This is a genomic window from Vibrio sp. HENC-03, assembly GCF_000305755.2.
Classification (GTDB): domain Bacteria; phylum Pseudomonadota; class Gammaproteobacteria; order Enterobacterales; family Vibrionaceae; genus Vibrio; species Vibrio owensii.
In genome coordinates this window covers 59466-76334 of the sequence record NZ_JH976133.1, presented here as the reverse complement: position 1 = coordinate 76334, position 16869 = coordinate 59466, and the positions used below count along the sequence as shown (strand labels likewise).

Below are 16869 nucleotides of genomic sequence, written 5' to 3'. Positions count from 1 at the left end.
TAGCACAACTGAATCTCTCATCGCCCAAGCAAATCTGATGAGAAGCTAATCCATATCAAACTACAGAATATTAATTGCTGAGCCTTATATAAAACTTTTGCTTACTTCACAGACAATCTTTGCCCGCTCTGCAAGATAGAAGGGGAAAAATAACAATAATGAGGTAGTGGAATAAGATGGTGCTGAAAAGTCGAAGTAAATTGCTGCTGGTGACTCTGATCCCTTTGTTGTTGATCACCACATTGATCTCGGTGGTCTATTACATCAACGGCAGTAATAGCTTAGAAGCAGAGTTAGCTCGAGATAGACAAGAGTTAATTGATACACGCAAGAAAGAGCTGCAAGCCTACATGATGATGGGGGTTACAGCGATAAAGCCGCTTTACGATACGGACGTAAACGGCAATAACAAACAAGCAGCAAAAGAAATTCTCAAAGCGATGCGTTTTGAAAGTGACGGTTATTTCTTCGCTTATGATTCGAAAGGTGTCAACACGCTGCACGCGATTAAGCCGTCTCTAGAAGGTAAAAACCTTATCGGTTTGAAAGATGAAAATGGCGTAGCAGTGATTGGTGGGTTGATTGATGCATCTAAGAACGGCGATGGCTTCCTTTATTTCTCTTGGCATAAACCAACCATCGATGCGCAAGCTCCAAAATTAGGTTATGCCGAGTACTTGTCTAAGTGGGACTGGGTGCTGGGTACGGGCATCTATATTGATGATATTGATCAGCAAGTGGCGATGCAGCGTGAACTGCGCACACAAGAGTTGAATGAACATACGCTCTCTGCGGTAACCATCTCGGTCATTGGTCTTATTATCACTAGCGTGCTTACCAGTATTATCGTGTCGAAAGGCATTCAACCATTGCAACACATTGCCGCTTCTTTACAAGATGTGGCTGCGGGTGGCGGTGACTTGACGGCTCGTTTGAAAATCGAAAGTAAAGATGAAGTCGGTGAGGTGGCCTCGGCATTTAATGAGTTCATGGATAAGCTGCATCCGCTAATGCAGGACATTCAGCGTTCTGCCAATACAGTACAAAGCGTCTCTGGGCAATTGGATCAGCAAACCTCTCAAGCCAGTGCTCAAATGCAAAACCATTGTCTAGAAACCGATAAGGTGGTGACGGCCGTAACGCAAATGAGCATGACGGCAAAAGAAGTCGCGAGTAATACCAATGCTACGGCACAGGCGATTGATGATGCGAACGGACAAGTTACTGAAGCGCAGCGCGAAGTCGATCAAGCGATTGATGGCATTAGCAAGTTAGTCGATGAAGTAAACAGCACCTCTGAAGCGATTGCAGAACTGAGTCAACAAACCGAGCAAATTACCAAGGTACTCGATGTGATTGGTGAAATTGCCGAGCAGACCAACTTACTCGCATTGAATGCAGCGATAGAAGCTGCGCGTGCCGGTGAACAAGGTCGTGGTTTTGCAGTGGTAGCTGATGAGGTTCGTTCGCTAGCGAGTCGAACGCAGAACAGTACTCATGAAATCGGCGATATGCTCAAGCAGCTACAAACAGGCGTATCGAGAGCTGTCACTACCATGGCGGCGAGCCAAGAGCGTGGAGCTAAGACGGTTGAAGAGTCCTCTATGATTCAGCAATCGCTGTCTGGCGTGCATCATTCTATTGGCACCATTCGAGATATGGGTATCCAAACCGCTTCTGCAGCAGAAGAGCAAAGTGCGGTTGCCGAAGACATCAACCAGAATCTAGTGGCGATTCAACAAATCGTGAATCGTATTAATGACACGCTTCAGCACGCGGAAGGCATCAGTACTCAACTGTCGAAGTCAGGATCTGAAATTCACGATCTGGTTGGAAACTTCAAGCTTTGATGGATCGCTCGATTACATAGAAAAGCAGTGGTTAACGAAAAAAGCGAAAGTCAGGTTCGACTTTCGCTTTTTATTTTGTGCAATAGGCGCTCACTTATAGAGAGAACCGCCTAATGACACTGAAAACCTTGCCCAACGAGTCCATGCCAAGAGAGAAATTGCTTAAACGCGGACCACAAGCGTTGTCGGATGCCGAATTACTGGCTATTTTCCTGCGCACCGGTACACAAGGTATGAACGTCATCGAATTAGCGGACTTTCTGATCCAAGACTTTGGATCGCTTCGCCAGTTGTTTTCTGCCTCAGAGAAAGAGTTTTGCCAACATAAAGGGCTAGGGCAAGCGAAATACGTGCAGTTACAAGCCGTTTTGGAAATGACGCAACGCTATTTAGCCGAGACATTAAAGCGTGGTGATGCGTTAACCAGCCCAGAACAAACCAAACTTTATCTTTCTTCTATATTAAGAGACCGACAAAGAGAGGCTTTTTATATTCTTTTCTTAGATAACCAACATCGGGTAATAAAAGATGAGATTTTATTTGAAGGAACACTCGATGCTGCATCGGTTTATCCGAGAGAAGTCGTCAAACGCGCCTTGCACCATAACGCTGCTGCATTGATTTTGGCTCACAACCACCCGTCAGGTGTGGCGGAACCTAGCCAAGCAGATAGAAGGATTACCCGGCGTTTAATCGACGCTTTAGCGCTGGTGGATATTCGAATTTTGGACCATTTCGTTATCGGAGATGGGGAAAGCGTCTCTTTTGCCGAAAGAGGTTGGATATAACTGTGCGTTTTTTAGGTTGTTAGTTGCTAAAAATCTGCTATCATCCTCGCCACTAAATTTTTAACTGAATTCAGCTTGGACTGCTAGAAAAAACCTGCTGTCTAAAAAAAGATCACGAAAACCTGTAAAAAGGATCTGTTCGGGTCTTGAGCAATGCATATCAAGTTAGTATAATGCGCGACCTTTGATAGCCTTGTATGGATTTTCCATAGCGGTTCTTAACCTCTAACTTCTTTCCAAGAAATAGAGAGGTTCGGCCACCAAGGTTGATATCGAGCTGAAACGATTTTGGAGAAGACATTCATGTCACGAGTATGCCAAGTAACTGGTAAGCGTCCAGTAACGGGTAACAACCGTTCACACGCACGAAATGCTACTAAGCGTCGTTTTCTGCCGAACCTACAAACTCATCGTTTCTGGGTAGAGAGCGAAAAACGTTTTGTTAAACTACGCCTATCTGCAAAAGGTATGCGTATCATCGACAAGAAGGGTATTGATACTGTTCTTGCTGATATGCGTGCACGTGGCGAAAACGTTTAAGAGGAAATAGGCAATGGCAAAGAAAGGCGTTCGTGAGAAAATCCGTCTAGTATCTTCAGCAGGTACAGGCCACTTCTACACAACTGATAAGAACAAGCGTAACATGCCAGGCAAATTTGAGATCAAGAAATTTGATCCAGTTGTACGCCAGCACGTTATGTACAAAGAAGCTAAAATCAAATAATTGGTTTTATCTCTTTGATGATTTGAAAAACCCAGCTTTCGAGTTGGGTTTTTTATTACCTAAAATTCCTCCATCTCTCCTTCATTTCCATCCTCACCACGTTTGCATACAGATGTTCTAGTCAAGATTGATGAGCTTTGATAGTTTGTCTCTAACTACTTGAGATTAGGAACCACTATGCGTGTAAGTCCGGCTCGCCGCCGTCGTTGGAATAACATTCTTATCCTAGGCATCATCGTATTTATGCTGATCCTCAATGCACCAACATGGATCAAATCTTATCTTATTGAAGAACCAACGGATCCTTATCCAAATTTGCTGCGCTCCGATCATGACGTCAGTGCTATCTACTATGCAGGTTGGGAATTAGATAAGCAGAATGGCCAATGGCAATCGAACATTAGAGCCAATATTCCCGTACAAGAGCTTGTGACTCGTTGGCAGTCATTGGAAGGTACTGAGCTGACACCAGAGCAATACGAGCAGTTAAAGCCGCGCTTATCATCACCGGAAAGCATCGAAATTTGGTATCAAGGTTTGGAAGAGCCACAGCGAGTGACTTTCTATCGCCTTGACGATTTTTGGTTGTTTAAAAACTGGCAAGGGAAATGGATTGCGATTTCTGTCGATGGCAATTACATCATGCCCAAGTAACGTTATTGCCAATAACCCTTTGCGTCACCAGTATTTGTCTTGGCTTTTTTCGATTATGCTAGCCACCCAGTATCAAAGTTCTTAGCGTTGTAAGGAGAATCAAATGCCTGAATTACCTGAAGTTGAAGTAAGCCGAATGGGCATCAGCCCACATATGATTGGCCAAACGATCAAGGCATTTGTATTCAGAACCCCGAAACTGCGTTGGGATATCCCTCAAGAGCTTAAAAAGCTAGAAGGGCAGGTGATTCGTAATATCAGTCGCCGCGCTAAGTATCTGTTGATAGATACGGACGAAGGAACTGCGATTGTTCACTTAGGCATGTCGGGCTCATTGCGTGTGTTAGATGCTGATTTTCCTCCAGCAAAGCACGATCATGTGGATCTCAAACTGAGCAATGGCAAAGTGCTGCGCTACAACGATCCGCGTCGCTTTGGCGCATGGCTGTGGAGCGCGCCCAATGAGCCACATGCCGTTTTAGGTCATATGGGACCAGAGCCTTTAACTGAAGAGTTCAACGCGGACTACGTAGCAGAGAAAGCCAAAGGTAAGCGTGTTGCGGTTAAGCAGTTCATCATGGACAACAAAATCGTCGTCGGAGTCGGAAACATCTACGCCAACGAATCTTTGTTTAAGTCACGCATTCATCCCACTCGCCCAGCAGGAAAACTAACTAAGAAAGAGTGGCGATTACTGGTTGAGAACATCAAAGCCACGCTAGAGATCGCCATTCAGCAAGGCGGAACCACACTGAAAGACTTCGCCCAAGCAGACGGCAAGCCAGGTTACTTCGCACAAGAGTTATTAGTTTACGGAAAAGCCGGAGAGCCATGCCCAGAATGCGGCGAAGCTCTCCAAGAACAAAAGATAGGCCAACGCAATACCTTCTTCTGCGGGGAATGTCAGAAGTAAAACTTAAGAGCGGAACGGCAAGATTACATTTGTCCTGATTTCTCGAAGTATTTTTTCGCGACTAATAAAGAAATTAAACGCTCGCGTTTTTGATCTCGGAACTGATCGACCCATGCGTGAGCATTTTTGATGATGCTTTCCGCTTCTTCTGGATGCGCGATGTAGTACTCCATTTTCTCGATTAAATCAGAGTAGTCATCCGCAACTTCAACATAATGAATGCCCGCTTCGAGGCGACCCTCCATAAACCAAGTTTCGCAAGTTGGCTTCGACATGAGCACTAGTGAATTTGAGGACATTGCCCATTTAAGGTTGGTGGCAACGTCATTTCCTTCAATGGCCAGAAGGAACTTGTAAGTAAGTTGCTCTTCTATTGACATAAACTCTTTCTCCCATGGTTTTCCATCTAAAGGTCGAGTCTGGCCAATATTGCACATTGGATTATCATGAAATTTCTGTAACACAACCTGTCTACGTGGTTGGAATCCTACACCACGCCAAGCCACCATATTTTTCTTTGCTTCAAATGACAATTTATCGCGAACAAAGTAAAAGTGTCGAATTGCATTTAATTTTAATATTACTGAGTTGCCATTATCGTCGCTAATGGGGCGACTTTTCACAAATGTCGGCTCATCTGGGACGTGTCGAACATCACCGTTGAGGTAATGAAAAGCGAAGTTTGACGGAAAGCCTTTAATGACTTTGAGTAAATCGAAGTAATATGTTGTCCCACTCGTTTTCTTAAAACTACCGACTTTAGTTCCTTTATTGCCTACTTCAAATTGCTCTATGATCTTGTTGTAATATTTGACTCTAGCTTGAATGTCACTTTGCTCATTCTCGTCGTATGCCTTTAGCTTTCTTTTGGCATACAGTCGAAAAAGCGAGGCGGGAATGAGCGATATTAATGAGTTGCTGGAATAGTATTTGAATTTAGTGAAGCTCATTTGGCTACCTTTGTTTTGATAGCTGTATGAACACATTTTGGCACAAACTGCTCGACATCACCGCCATGGATTGCTACTTCACGGACGATGGTAGAAGAGAGAAAAGCATACTCTTCTGCTGGCGTCAGGAACACGCTCTCAACACCTGGTAACAGTTTGCGATACATGCTCGTTAGGCCAAATTCGTATTCAAAGTCGACAGTTGTTCTAAGGCCGCGCACCAGTACATTTGCTTCTTGTTCACGAGCAAAATCAACCAGTAAGCCACTAAAACCAGCGGTTGATACATTGCTTAAGTGCGCTGTTGATGCTTCAACGAGTTTTACTCGTTCTTCTAGGCTAAACAGTGTTTTTTTCGAAGGACTTGCTGCGACACCGATAATAATTTGGTCAAACATGTTTGCGGCACGCGTAATGATATCTAGGTGACCGTTAGTGATTGGGTCAAACGTTCCTGGGTAAATGACTTTTTTCATCGTAAAACTTTCTCGTAAACATCTACGTATTGGTTAGCAGTGTAGCTGATATCAAATAACTTCAGTTTCTCTTGCCCATTGGCGATGAATTCTTGTTGAAGCTTTTCATCTTGAGCGATCTTCATTATTGCGTTCGCCAACTCTTGTGCATTACCTGGTTCAACAAGTAAGCCGTTTGAATTGTGATCGATAATGTCAGGGATACCACCTGCATTAGTACCTATAACAGGTAAACCAGAGCCCATACCCTCCAAAATGACAGAGCCCAGCCCCTCTGTGTAAGAAGGATGAACCTGCAAATCTGCCGCAGCAAACCAATTACCCATATTGCTTTGTTTGCCCTCGAAACTGATGTTAGTTAGGCCTTGTGCTTGAGACTCAAGAGCCTCTCTCTCTGAGCCATCACCTAGCAAACAAAAATGAACAAAGGGTGCGGACTTTTCTAATAGCCTTGCCGCGTCGACAGTGACATTGAAGCCTTTATGTTTCAGCATATTTGCTCCATGTATCACTATAAATTTGCCTGCGAAGCGGTCTCTAATTGCTTGTACAGTTGCAGCGTTAGCAGGGTATGTCACCGGTGAACTTGGGATTTTGTAGGTTACTGAAGTTGGGTAAGCGTCTTTCACTCTCTGAACTATTTCAGTACTTAAACCTACCACAGCGGAGGCTTTCGAATAGGCTAAGTTTGCCAACCATTTCTTTTTCAATGCGTTGTCGATTCGGCGAGTGACAATATATGGTTTGCCGTAGAGCATATGTTGGATCAGAGCCCAATAAATAGCACGTCCTTCATGCACATGGATCAGAGCACAATCCTTAGTAATAGATTTTGAGTGTGCTTTGGTAAAGTGGTTCGCTAATACCACTTTAACACCTAACGCTTTTACCGCATCGGCGAAAGGGCTTTTAGGGTTTGCAACAACTGTCAGTTGATAGCCGAGCTTCACTTGCTGCTTAATGAGTTGCAGCGTCTGATTCTCGCCACCATGGTATCCAGAAGCTAAGTTAACGTGGCAAATGTTCATGTTATTGCTCTTTATTATGTTTTTTGACGTAATCACGCAGCCACAGGTCTGCATAGCGAGTAAAGGTTGTATTTGCACTTAGTACGGCGAGTAAAAAACCATGTCGACCATCTAAGAAGCCACGTTTAATAATATACATTTTGAAGAAACGGAAGAAACCATGGGTAAATGCACTAAAAAGTGAGGCTGACTTTTTACCTTCACGCTGGTCTGCCCAAGATTGCATGTACAGTTGGGTTTTTCGCGTGTACTCACCAAGCTTTTCATAAGTAAAATGCTTCAAACGACCATTTAATGAAACAACTTTAAAGCCATCGGGAATAACAACACTTTCATGAACGAGCGCGTCGTTATATTTCGTTTCTGATGTTTTGTATAAACGTACAACCCAATCAGGTGACCAGCCTGAGTAACGAATCTCTTTTGCAAAGGCTGTCGTCAGTCGGTTCACACGATAAATATTTTTATCGCAGTGTTGGCTGATTGCGTTGAGTATGTCTTCGCGTAATTCATCGGTAACACGCTCATCGGCATCCAACCAAAGCACGAAATCCGATTCCACATAGTCTTGAGCAAGCTGGCGTTGCTTGCCAAACCCAGGCCATTCTAAATTGGTATAAAACTTATCAGTATACTGCCTAGCGATCTCTTCAGTGGTGTCAGTACTACCTGAATCTAGAAGAACAATCTCATCGACCCAATCTTTTACTGTGTCTAGACAAGCTTTTAGATGCTTCTCTTCATTTTTAACGATCAACGCGACGGCTAAGGTAGGTTTAGACAAGGTAGTTTCCTTCTTAAACAATCTTCTACAGGTATAATTTACTGATATTGTGGATACAAATCTTCTACGACTTGGTCGAACATTGCTACGACACGGTCGCTTGTAATGCGGTTCATTGCGGCTTCATCCTTTGCTCGGGTTCGCCAACTTAATTCTTGGCTAGTCTTTCCTGTTTCTGCAAGAATCACTTCTTCATATACAGATACGGCATACTTTAAAAAGCGATAAGGGCCTACTCGAATGGGATTGTGATGGGCATATAAACCAATAATCGGTGTGTTCATTGCACTCGCCATGTGGGCTGGGCCAGTATCTGGTGCTATCACCATCTGTACAGTATCAATTAAAGCTAGCATTTGTAGGATGGAGCTTTCTCCTACTAAGTTTAAACAAGGTTCACGCAACAAAGCTTGAATCTCATTTGCTAGGTCAACTTCCACCTTTGCAGGACTGCCCGCTAGTATGACATTCCAGCCTTTCTCTCGCGCATGATTAATGACATCCACATAACCCTTCGCGTTCCAGTTCTTGTAGGCTTTACTTGCTCCGGGAACCAATAACAAGTTTGGTTGCACCGTACCTAGTTTTGCCTTAGCCCAAGTACTATCCTCTTCGGGGTAAGATAAAGACCAAGATAGTTCCGATTGAGGTACTCCAATCTGATTGGCAAACGCCATTAAACCATCCGCAACATGCAAAGAGCTTGGTGAAGGGACTTTGACATTGGTGAACAAAGTTTGAAAGTCTTGGCTACGGTCAGAAGAGAAACCAAGTTTGTATTTCGCTTTAATACCCAACGTCGCCACGCTCGCTCGAATGGCATATTGCATATGAAGCAAGGCATCAAACTCGCGTCCTTTGAGTTGCTTCCACAATGACTTGTAGCCATCAAGTCCTGCTTTTTTATCAAAAACAATCACTTCAACGTCATCTATCGCTTGTAGCAATTGAGCTTCAAGTTTGCCAGTAATCCAAGTGATATGGGTCTCAGGCCATTGTTTTTGAATCGCTTGAACCGTCGCGATAGTATTGCAAACGTCACCAATTGCAGATAAACGCAATATACAGAGTGAAGAAGGGGTAGAAGTGAACATAGTTATTGTCTGATCAGATAAATAGATGCAGGTAAATTATGCAGACATCCCCAATAAATGTAAAATACACCGCTTCTATACTGAGCACTGACGAGTCTTCGCAATGTCAAATAGCCAACAATATCAATCTCCAAATTCGGGTAAACCTGGAAACACTGGTTTAAAGCGCATCATCAAAGCTACGGGATATTCTGCGAAAGGCTTAAGGGCGGCGTTTAAACACGAAGCAGCGATTAGACAAGAGCTTGTGATGCTAGCCATTGCTATCGTTTTGGTGTGTGTTTTTGACTTGAGTGTCATAGAACGCATTTTGATGCTTGGTGTCGTCGTTCTTGTTTTGATTGTTGAGTTGATCAATTCCGCGATAGAGGCGGTAGTGGATCGCGTAGGCGTCGAACATCATGAATTGAGTGGGCGAGCAAAAGATATAGGGTCAGCGGCAGTTATGGTGGCATTAGGTTTCGCTGGATTCACATGGCTGTATATCTTGCTTAGTCTTTATCTCTAAATCACTTTAGCTGTGAGTATTAAAGATATGATTCAAACTTCACAACAAGGTAATTGCACGATTTGGTTTGATGATGAAATCATTTCAGACCCAGCATTGCCATTGTTTGATGCCGACTATTGGCAAGAACAAGGTAAAATCTTGGGCAACGCTTCTGGTCGGGGTACTACCTGGTTTGTTCAACTCGACTCTATGCAAGCTGCCCTTCGGCATTATCGCCGAGGTGGTCTATTCGGCAAACTTGTGAAAGACCAATACTGGTTTTCTGGTTGGGAACAAACTCGTAGTGCTCAGGAGTTAAATCTTTTGCAGGTTTTGATAGATGCCGGCGTTAATGTTCCTCGCCCGATTGCCGCGCGAGCAGTTAAAACAGGTTTGACTTACCAAGCGGATCTTCTAAGCGAAAGAATCCCAAATGCCAGAGACTTGGTCAGTATTTTGCAAGAAAAATCATTACCGGAAGTGATGTACCAAAAGGTTGGGCAAGAAATTGCCAAGATGCATAGAGCTAACGTGAACCATACCGACTTGAACATTCATAACATCTTAATTGATGATCAAGACAAGGTCTGGATTATCGACTTTGATAAGTGCTTTTCATCTACAGATTCTAAGGTTTCTAAAGAGAACTTAGAGCGACTATTGCGCTCATTTAATAAAGAAAAAGGTAAATGCGCGATTGCGTGGAGCCTCCAAGATTTTGACTGTTTGCTAAGCGGTTACCACCAAAGTAATAAAGGATAGAGAATGCGTACGTTTGTGATTAGTTTGGAAAGCGCAGTTGAGCGCCGCGCGCATATCGAAGCTCAATTTGCTGGTGTAGAGCAAGACTTTGAGTTTTTTGATGCAATAGATGGACGTAAAGGCGAGCATCCTCTGTTTAGCAAGTACAACGTTGAGAAAAGACTTAGAGTGAAAGGCTATGGAATGACGCCAGGTGAATTGGGGTGCTTCGCCAGTCACTATTTGCTTTGGGAAAAGTGCCTAGAGTTAAATGAGCCGATTGTTGTCATTGAGGATGATGCTCAACTAGAAGAATGTTTTGATGATTCGATGAAAAACATCAACGAGCTCCAACCATATGGTTATGTTCGTTTATTTGTTAATGGACGCAAACGGCCATTCGTCAAAATTGGTTCATATAAATCTCATGATGTCGTCGAGTATTTACGAGGCCCAGGCGCAACTCGATCTTACTTCGTCACCCCAATGGCTGCAAAAAGGTTCATTGAATCTGCTCAAGAATGGTTACTGCCTGTTGATGATTACATGGACCAGTTTTGGTCAAATGAAGTTGCATGCCGAGGCATAATGCCAGGTATCGTTAAGAATGAAACAGATTTTGATTCTAGTGTCGGCAAGCTCGAGAAGAGTAATAAAATGAATCGACTTACGCGGGAGTTGTATTCTATTCAGTGTGCTCTTTGGCGTAAGTGGCATTTATTTCGTAACCCACCGAAGAAGGTCAAATAGGATGCTTAAACTATTGATAAAATGGCTTTCTACGTCTGAACCCTCAAAAAAGTTTCGTGCCGAATTAGATCTAATGTTTTGGGGGACGCAACACTCTCGTTTTATACGCAAGCGTTTTCAAAGACGTATTTTTTATGTTTACAACTGTGATGTTAGCCATTTAGCCGACATTCATCCAACAGTATTGTTTCCTCACCCTTGTGGAATTGTGATCGGTTCGCAAGCAAAAGTGGAAAAAGGATGTCGAATTTATCAACAAGTCACGATTGGCAGCAACTTTGACTCCGATAACTCGATGGCCCACGTGTTAGAAAATACTTACATTGGTAGTGGAGCAAAGATCATTGGCGGGATTTCAATTGGTAAGAATTGTTACGTTGGAGCAAATTCGGTCATCACAAAAAACGTGGCTGATAACAGCTCGATAGTGGGCAATAATAAAAGTATTACTAATAAAAAAGAAAGTTAAGCATAGAAAATGAATCGTAATGTTTTACTTAAATTAAAGTATGTAGATTGAACTTAAGGACATATTAATGATTGATGGAAAAAAGGTATTAGCGTTTATCCCTGCTCGAGGAGGGAGTAAACGGTTACCAAGAAAGAATATCTTGCCAATTGCAGGGAAGCCATTAATTGGTTGGTCTATTGATGCGGCGAAAGGTAGTGAGTATATTGATGATATATTTATAAGCACAGATGATCAGGAGATCGCTGATGTAGCTGCAGGTTTAGGGATTCCTGCACCTGAACTTCGTCCAGAGCACTTAGCTTCTGATACTGCATCGACAGCGAATGTCCTAACGTACACGTTGGAAAAATTTGGTACTGATTTTGATATAGTCATTTTACTCCAACCCACGTCGCCTTTGCGTACTTCACAGCATATCGATCAGGCTCTAGAGCTATTTATTGAGAAACAAGCTTTTTCTGTTGTATCTGTGACACCGTGTGAGCATCCTCCACTTTGGTCAAATACATTGCCAGACAATGGTTCAATGGAAAACTTTATTCGACCAGAAGCTCTAAAGCGTTCTCAAGATTTAGGGAGCTTTTATCGCTTCAATGGTGCGATTTATATATTTGATGTTGAAAAATTACTCGAATACCAAGAGATCTGCTATACAAGTGAGTCCTTTGCTTTTGTCATGGAAAACAAGGACTCATTCGATATTGATCAACAGTTTGATTTTGAATTAGCTGAATTCTTCCTTAATAAAAGAAGATTGTCATAAGTCTTGAAAGCTATTAATTTTCTTTACATTAATAGCTTTGAACTGTCTTCTTAGTTCTGCTCGAAACACTTTATCAGGGTAGTCATCGGATATCGTATAGATGGGCATATCTGGATAGAGTAGTCTGCAAGTAAACATTACAGTTGAATAAGTCCCTACGAATCCAGAGAGTTCAATACCTTTATCTATTAACTCTATTTCTAGAGGATATTCACTACGGTGGTATATAATATAGCTTTTCCCTTGTAGTGCCTCTTTTACTTCATCTCGCTCTGTTCGGTGAGGGAAGTATACAATTTTTCGATTGCTAGACTTAGCGAGAGTATCAATCTCTTTAATGTATTGTGATACCGACTTTTGATATTTGTCACCAATAGCCCCTTGTCCTATATAGCCAATTGGAGCATCTCTATTATACAGAGATGGGTTACCATACTTCCCCTTTAATCTGCTCAAGGAATTCTTATGTACTTTATGTGCTATTGGATTTAAGTTGAACATCGTAAAAACTTCTAGATTATCAGAAGGTTTTAAATGACCAATTGGTTTACATCCATTAAGGCGCACCACTAAATCTTGAAGGAACCTTGGGCGGTAAAAGTCTTTTTTAGGCAGTATATACTTCGGGTACTCCGACAGTGTAAGCGTACCATCATCAAAATAGATTTGTTTCTCTATATTGAGGTTTTTTAGTATTAGTTTTGTTCGCCAAGCATTAAATTCAGCATAGAAAAAACGTTGTATCGAACACCCATTTAGTGCTTTCTTGATCTCTTTGATTGCTTTAGGGACAGCAACACTACGGTTTCCCCTATCAATGGTGATGATATTTTGCCACTCTTTAGCATTAAAAAGTCGGTTTTGTTGCTCTAAACCAAGCGTACTTTTCTGGTTTACCAACAGTAAGATCGCTTCTTGGCTGTTAAAGAATGTTTTAGCCTCTAAGGCACAAACATACTGCATGGGTGATGTAACAACAAAAAGATCCATAGTTTATAAAGTTACCTTATCCAGAGTTTTTTGTAATGAGCCTTGGTTTGAGTTTACGACAGAAAGTAGGCTTACCTTTACTTGATGGTAAGCACTTTCATTTTGAATTAGATCCTTTATTTCAATCGCAAGGGTGCTTGCGTTTGAAGTAATCGCTATCGCAGAAAAAGATACCATCTTGTCGACAATTTCTTGGAAATTAAAATAGCTCGGCCCTGTGATGACTGGCACGCCCAAAGCTGCAGGTTCTAGGACATTATGCCCACCAACCTTATCGCCAATTAAACTACCGCCCGTAAAGCATATATCGGAAGCACCAATCAAGATCAGCATCTCACCCATGGTATCTCCAAGATAAACCTGGGTCGATGTTGTTACTTCTTCTTGGCTTGTACGGCGAGCAGTTTCAAAGCCTTGACCTTGGCAAAGCTCAAATACATCTTCGAATCGCTCTGGATGTCGTGGAACAAGGATTAAAAGTGCATTTGGGTGAGATTCTAAGATTTTTTTGTGGGCTTCTAATACCTGCTCATCTTCGCCTTTATGAGTGCTGGCAGCTATCCAAATCGGGCGCTCTAATCCAAGGGCATCCCTTAGCGCTTTGCCTTTTTCTTTTACGTCGTCCGATATCTGGATATCAAACTTTATTGAGCCAGTAACAAAAAGTTTGTTTTTCTCGACACCTAAACATTCGAAACGCCCAGCATCTGACTCCGTCTGGCAAAGGACCTTCTCTATGCATGGATGTAAGAGATCAAACAGTGGCTGCACTTTTGCGTAGTTCTTACACGACTTTTCAGAGAGGCGAGCATTGACCACTATGACAGGGATTCCTGCATTGTGTACAGTATTAAGCGTGTTTGGCCAAAGTTCGGTTTCGATTATCAACATTTGCTTTGGGCGTATTGCCTCTAGAAAGCCTTTCACGGCAAAACCGAAATCGATAGGCATATAGCGGTGTTCAACTAAGTCGCCCAACTTAGCAATTTGTTCCGCACCAGTGCTGGTTGTGGTGGTGACCAAAATAGGTTGGGTTGGGTTTTGCTTTTTCAACTCTTTAATGAGTGGGATAGCGGCGATGCTTTCACCTACCGAAACCGCATGAATCCAAATGGGGCGCTCAGTTGTCTCTAGCTTTGGAGTTATACCAAAATGCTCTTTCCATCGTTGACCAAACTTGGGCTTGTTCGGTTTACTTTTATATAAACCAAACAATAGGAAAGGGGACGCAAGGGCAAGTAGCAATGTGTAAAAAATGCGGATTAGCATGAACTTACCGTTATCGCTTCAAGTTTTTGGATGCTGTCTAACACCTGTTTTGGTGATAACTCAGTTAAACACTTAAGGTGCTTAAACTCACACTCACGCTTAAAGCATGGACGGCAGTCAATATCGGTATGAACAATCTCTACCTTTTCCGCAAGCGGTGGAGTGTACTTTGGAGATGTTGAACCATAGACCGCAACGACGTTACAACCAACGGCAGCTGCCACGTGCATAAGACCCGAGTCATTTGCTACAACAGTCTGACATGCCGCTAGCAGATCAACGGCTTCTATCAGGCTTGTTTGTCCTGCCAAAACATGAATCTGGTGCTGGTGTTCTTGAGGTACTAATTGCTTGATGTTGTTGCAGGTCTCAAGGTCTTTTTGAGAACCAAATAGCCACACTTGCTTTCCTGCATTCGCCATAGCTGATGCAACTTCTGCGTAATGTGTCTCTGGCCATTTTTTTGCAGGGCCAAACTCTGCTCCTGGGCACAGGCCAACAACAGGCGCCTCTTGATTGAGGTTAAACTTAGCAATCGCTTCAGCTTGCTCTTTTTTATCAATAAACAGGCTAGGGCGAGGTAGGGTTTCTAAACCACCTAGAGAAGAAGAGTCGATCATTTCCTCTTGTGGGTAAGCTAATGCCACATAGCGCTCAACCATGAATTGGAAAGACTTCATGTTTGGTCGCAAGTCATTAAGTAAACCGTAACGCATCTCGCCTTTCCAACCTGTTCGAAGCGGAATATTTGCAAACCAAGGGATAAGAGCTGATTTTGCAGACTTCGGCAGGATGTAGGCGTGGTCGTATTGTTTTTCTCGGAGTGATTTACCGATTTCGCGACGACCAAGTAAGTTGAATTCACCATGACCAATAGGCATTTCAATTGCTTGATGGATCTCTGGCATGCGCTCAAGGATTGGTTTACACCAACCTGGTGCAATCACATCAATTTGGCTTTCTGGATGAAGTTGCTTTAAGACAATGTAAAGAGACTGCGACATCACCATATCGCCAACCCAAGAAGGGCCAATAATTAAGATTTTTTTCATTTGCTTATTTGCCAGTCAGTGTTGTATCTCGGTTTGAATAGGTTGTAATAGTTATTGCCATCTTCTTGAGAGTGTAAAAGCTGCAACACCCACATGTATTGTTCTGGCTTATTTGCTACAAAGTACTCAATCGCTTGGTTACAAGTGCGAGCATCTTGTTCTTCGCCCTTGTCTAATTCAAACGCCGGTAAGATTTCGATATCAAACGTACCATCTTCTGTATTCATAGAAGCAAACATAGGTAACACTTTAGCGCGTGACAGCTTGGCAATTTTACCTAAGCCTGGGAGCGTTGCTTTTCTGGTCGCAAAGAAATCGACAAAAACGCTGTGTTCAGGACCATGATCCTGATCGGGTAGATAATAGCCAATGTAACCGTCACGAACTGATTTCAAAAACGGCTTAACACCACCAGAGCGTTCATAAACGCGACCGCCATATTGCACACGTTGTTCGTGCATTAGCCAATCAGCCACTTCATTTTTCTGCTTTTTTGCCATTGCAGAGACTGGCATCCCCATCGAAGCAAGCAACACCGCGGGAATATCAATTGCCCATGAGTGTGGAACCATCAAAATGACTTTTTCATCATTGTCGATGTGTTTTTGTAGGATGTCTAAACCTCGGATCTGGCAACGCCGCTGTAACCATTTAGATGAACGTAAGCTAAGTAAGCTGAAACGGAAAAAGAACAATGCTGCGGTATAAAGCGTTTTTTCAATCAGCGCTTCGCGCTCTTCAAATGATTTCTCTGGGAAGCACAGCTCAAAGTTGACTCTAGCTCGGTGAGCCGGACCTTTATGTGATTTAGCCAGTTTCTTCGCGATGGTTTTTGCTAGCCATTTTTGAACCCCTAAAGGTAGTAAAGCAAGCGGCAAAGAAAGGACAACACCTATCCACGTCCCCCAATACTTCGGCGCTAAAAAGTGGCGCTCAAATTCAGGGTTATAAGCTTTAGGATCGAAATCATCACGTTGATTAGTCATGAAGTTTTAAGTACCTATATTTTTTGGAGAGAGGCGAGTGGAGGTATGTAGTAATAATATCAGAGTAAAGGTGGTAGAGAGTTAACTACCACCTT

At 42.8% G+C, this 16869-nt stretch carries 20 protein-coding genes; 11 read left to right on the top strand and 9 right to left on the bottom strand.

All coding sequences use genetic code 11. The annotated features are described in order from the left end of the window. Window positions 1-176: 176 nt before the first annotated feature. From VCHENC03_RS00910 to mutM, 6 genes are all read left to right on the top strand, one after another. A complete protein-coding gene (locus VCHENC03_RS00910) occupies window positions 177-1850 on the top strand; it encodes a methyl-accepting chemotaxis protein (RefSeq protein ID WP_009707941.1) in 1674 nt (557 codons plus the stop codon). A gap of 113 nt (window positions 1851-1963) precedes the next feature. Then, complete coding sequence (gene radC / locus VCHENC03_RS00915; RefSeq protein WP_009707940.1) at window positions 1964-2638, top strand: RadC family protein; 675 nt, start codon at window positions 1964-1966, stop codon at window positions 2636-2638. Between the two features lie 303 nt (window positions 2639-2941). Further along, window positions 2942-3178: a 50S ribosomal protein L28 gene (gene rpmB / locus VCHENC03_RS00920; RefSeq protein WP_005384783.1), complete on the top strand. Its 237-nt coding sequence runs from the start codon at window positions 2942-2944 to the stop codon at window positions 3176-3178. 13 nt (window positions 3179-3191) lie between these two features. Beyond that, window positions 3192-3362 (top strand): 50S ribosomal protein L33, encoded by a 171-nt coding sequence (gene rpmG, locus VCHENC03_RS00925; protein ID WP_004410866.1) that lies wholly within the window; start codon window positions 3192-3194, stop codon window positions 3360-3362. 177 nt (window positions 3363-3539) lie between these two features. Beyond that, window positions 3540-4016 (top strand): hypothetical protein, encoded by a 477-nt coding sequence (locus VCHENC03_RS00930; protein WP_009707939.1) that lies wholly within the window; start codon window positions 3540-3542, stop codon window positions 4014-4016. 103 nt (window positions 4017-4119) lie between these two features. Then, window positions 4120-4929: a bifunctional DNA-formamidopyrimidine glycosylase/DNA-(apurinic or apyrimidinic site) lyase gene (mutM, locus tag VCHENC03_RS00935; RefSeq protein WP_009707938.1), complete on the top strand. Its 810-nt coding sequence runs from the start codon at window positions 4120-4122 to the stop codon at window positions 4927-4929. A 23-nt stretch (window positions 4930-4952) separates the two neighbouring features. On the opposite strand, the gene VCHENC03_RS00940 is transcribed toward mutM, so the two are convergent. Genes VCHENC03_RS00940 through VCHENC03_RS00960 form a run of 5 tightly spaced genes read right to left on the bottom strand, consistent with a single transcriptional unit; the run spans window position 4953 to window position 9261 of the window. Next, window positions 4953-5879, bottom strand: coding sequence for a glycosyl transferase family 90 (locus tag VCHENC03_RS00940; protein ID WP_009707937.1), 927 nt, complete (start codon window positions 5877-5879; stop codon window positions 4953-4955). Continuing rightward, window positions 5876-6355, bottom strand: coding sequence for a pantetheine-phosphate adenylyltransferase (gene coaD / locus VCHENC03_RS00945; protein WP_005428202.1), 480 nt, complete (start codon window positions 6353-6355; stop codon window positions 5876-5878). The genes VCHENC03_RS00940 and coaD overlap by 4 nt, the downstream gene beginning before the upstream one ends. Continuing rightward, on the bottom strand, window positions 6352-7383 hold the full coding sequence (locus tag VCHENC03_RS00950) for a glycosyltransferase family 4 protein (protein ID WP_009707936.1): 1032 nt from the start codon (window positions 7381-7383) through the stop codon (window positions 6352-6354). The genes coaD and VCHENC03_RS00950 overlap by 4 nt, the downstream gene beginning before the upstream one ends. A gap of 1 nt (window position 7384) precedes the next feature. Continuing rightward, on the bottom strand, window positions 7385-8167 hold the full coding sequence (locus VCHENC03_RS00955) for a glycosyltransferase family 2 protein (protein WP_009707935.1): 783 nt from the start codon (window positions 8165-8167) through the stop codon (window positions 7385-7387). Window positions 8168-8205: 38 nt separating this feature from the next. Next, window positions 8206-9261 carry a glycosyltransferase family 9 protein gene (locus tag VCHENC03_RS00960; protein ID WP_009707934.1) on the bottom strand — a complete coding sequence of 352 codons (1056 nt, stop codon included), beginning with the start codon at window positions 9259-9261 and terminating at the stop codon, window positions 8206-8208. 103 nt (window positions 9262-9364) lie between these two features. Here VCHENC03_RS00960 and VCHENC03_RS00965 point away from each other — a divergent pair, with 103 nt between their 5' ends. The 5 genes from VCHENC03_RS00965 to VCHENC03_RS00980 all read left to right on the top strand — a co-directional run bounded on the left by VCHENC03_RS00965 (window position 9365) and on the right by VCHENC03_RS00980 (window position 12477). Then, complete coding sequence (locus tag VCHENC03_RS00965; protein WP_009707933.1) at window positions 9365-9769, top strand: diacylglycerol kinase; 405 nt, start codon at window positions 9365-9367, stop codon at window positions 9767-9769. A 27-nt stretch (window positions 9770-9796) separates the two neighbouring features. Next, window positions 9797-10513, top strand: a complete 717-nt coding sequence (locus tag VCHENC03_RS00970) for a 3-deoxy-D-manno-octulosonic acid kinase (protein WP_009707932.1) — start codon at window positions 9797-9799, stop codon at window positions 10511-10513. Window positions 10514-10516: 3 nt separating this feature from the next. Beyond that, on the top strand, window positions 10517-11242 hold the full coding sequence (locus tag VCHENC03_RS00975) for a glycosyltransferase family 25 protein (RefSeq protein ID WP_005428216.1): 726 nt from the start codon (window positions 10517-10519) through the stop codon (window positions 11240-11242). 1 nt (window position 11243) lies between these two features. Beyond that, window positions 11244-11711, top strand: coding sequence for a serine acetyltransferase (locus VCHENC03_RS0126325; protein ID WP_032803141.1), 468 nt, complete (start codon window positions 11244-11246; stop codon window positions 11709-11711). 67 nt (window positions 11712-11778) lie between these two features. Beyond that, window positions 11779-12477: an acylneuraminate cytidylyltransferase family protein gene (locus tag VCHENC03_RS00980; protein ID WP_009707930.1), complete on the top strand. Its 699-nt coding sequence runs from the start codon at window positions 11779-11781 to the stop codon at window positions 12475-12477. Here the strand turns inward: VCHENC03_RS00980 and VCHENC03_RS00985 are convergent. Genes VCHENC03_RS00985 through lpxM form a run of 4 tightly spaced genes read right to left on the bottom strand, consistent with a single transcriptional unit; the run spans window position 12472 to window position 16774 of the window. Further along, the gene (locus VCHENC03_RS00985) at window positions 12472-13467 is read right to left on the bottom strand and encodes a hypothetical protein (RefSeq protein ID WP_009707929.1); all 996 of its coding nucleotides are present in this window, start codon (window positions 13465-13467) and stop codon (window positions 12472-12474) included. The two genes, VCHENC03_RS00980 and VCHENC03_RS00985, sit on opposite strands and share 6 nt — an antisense overlap. 3 nt (window positions 13468-13470) lie before the next feature. Next, window positions 13471-14736 (bottom strand): lipid IV(A) 3-deoxy-D-manno-octulosonic acid transferase, encoded by a 1266-nt coding sequence (gene waaA, locus VCHENC03_RS00990; RefSeq protein ID WP_009707928.1) that lies wholly within the window; start codon window positions 14734-14736, stop codon window positions 13471-13473. After that, the gene (waaF, locus tag VCHENC03_RS00995) at window positions 14730-15788 is read right to left on the bottom strand and encodes a lipopolysaccharide heptosyltransferase II (protein WP_009707927.1); all 1059 of its coding nucleotides are present in this window, start codon (window positions 15786-15788) and stop codon (window positions 14730-14732) included. The genes waaA and waaF overlap by 7 nt, the downstream gene beginning before the upstream one ends. Next, entirely contained in the window at window positions 15785-16774 is a 990-nt protein-coding gene (gene lpxM, locus VCHENC03_RS01000) for a lauroyl-Kdo(2)-lipid IV(A) myristoyltransferase (protein WP_009707926.1), read from the bottom strand. The genes waaF and lpxM overlap by 4 nt, the downstream gene beginning before the upstream one ends. Between the last annotated feature and the right edge of the window lie 95 nt (window positions 16775-16869).